Origin of the sequence: Pseudoalteromonas luteoviolacea (assembly GCF_021654285.1) — a bacterium.
In the GTDB taxonomy this organism is placed as follows: Bacteria; Pseudomonadota; Gammaproteobacteria; order Enterobacterales; family Alteromonadaceae; genus Pseudoalteromonas; species Pseudoalteromonas luteoviolacea_J.
This window is the reverse complement of record NZ_JAKFZS010000093.1, coordinates 1-1051: the sequence shown is the minus strand read 5'-3', so window position 1 is coordinate 1051 and position 1051 is coordinate 1. Positions and strand designations below refer to the sequence as shown.

2 protein-coding genes are annotated in these 1051 nt (G+C 34.0%); both read right to left on the bottom strand.

The window, feature by feature from the left end; all coding sequences use genetic code 11:
* Window positions 1–75: 75 nt before the first annotated feature.
* Complete coding sequence (locus tag L1077_RS27155; RefSeq protein ID WP_237139881.1) at window positions 76–228, bottom strand: hypothetical protein; 153 nt, start codon at window positions 226–228, stop codon at window positions 76–78.
* A gap of 169 nt (window positions 229–397) precedes the next feature.
* Window positions 398–949, bottom strand: a complete 552-nt coding sequence (locus tag L1077_RS27150) for a hypothetical protein (protein ID WP_237139880.1) — start codon at window positions 947–949, stop codon at window positions 398–400.
* Window positions 950–1051: the final 102 nt, after the last annotated feature.

Genomic DNA, 1051 nt, shown 5'->3' with positions numbered 1-1051 from the left:
TACGCCGCCGTTGACGTCTGCAAGTTGTGTTTGATTCATTTCTGTCATGGTCTTTATCCTTATCTAATAAACTTTTTAATTAGAAGTCGTCGTTACATGCGGTGTAATGCTTGGGCCCAGTGGCAGAATCAAAGCAGAATAACCACCGTTGATATTCTTAGTGTCAAACCCTTTATCAAAACCACCATTGGAGCTTAACGTTTTAATTTTTCTTTTTTTAAGCTTCATACTTACCTCCAAATTTATTTAACAATGAAACACTTTTTTGTTTCTACATCTGGAAAGTTACTTGTGATCATAGTCGATATAAAGTAACCACCATTCACACCTTTCAAGCTAGAGCTACTGCTTAGCTCCTTCACAACTCTTTTATTTACCTTCATGAAAACCTCAAAATTTAATATTGCCATTTAACCGCGATAGAAAGGCTGCTTACATTACTGTCTTGAACAAGCTGATTAGCTCTAACGGCCATATCTTCTGCATTCGCTTGAGCCAACCCATGATCATTCGGTACCCACGGAGGCGTTTCCACAATCGGACTTGCTTTAAATTGAAATTTAGCGACTGTTTTATTCTCAGATCCGATATATACCAAGTTGTGTTTTTCAGCGAATTTATACATATTTTCCTCTGAAAAAAACGTGATATTAAAAAAATCTAACAACTCACCATAACCACCCAAACCATCACATATATAATCACCAGAATATAGTCCATCCTGACGCCTATAAAGTGGAGCCAAAACTTCATAACTACCACCTAGAAAAAATATGCTTTGATCTATATCTTTAATATATACATCTGGCCCAATATTAATTTCATTTGTAAAATGACACTTACTAGGCTGCTGAAAATAAGCAAAATCTTCACTATTAAAATTTGCTTTTACTGAAAAAGCACTTAATGCAAAAACTGTTAATGATATATTTTTTAAAAATCTACTCATGACAAGCCACCTATTAAAAATTTATTATATTTTTTTAATTAACTTTATTTTAGAAGTAAAGTCTCGCTTTCCTTATTACCATGGACTGAACCTAACTCTCCG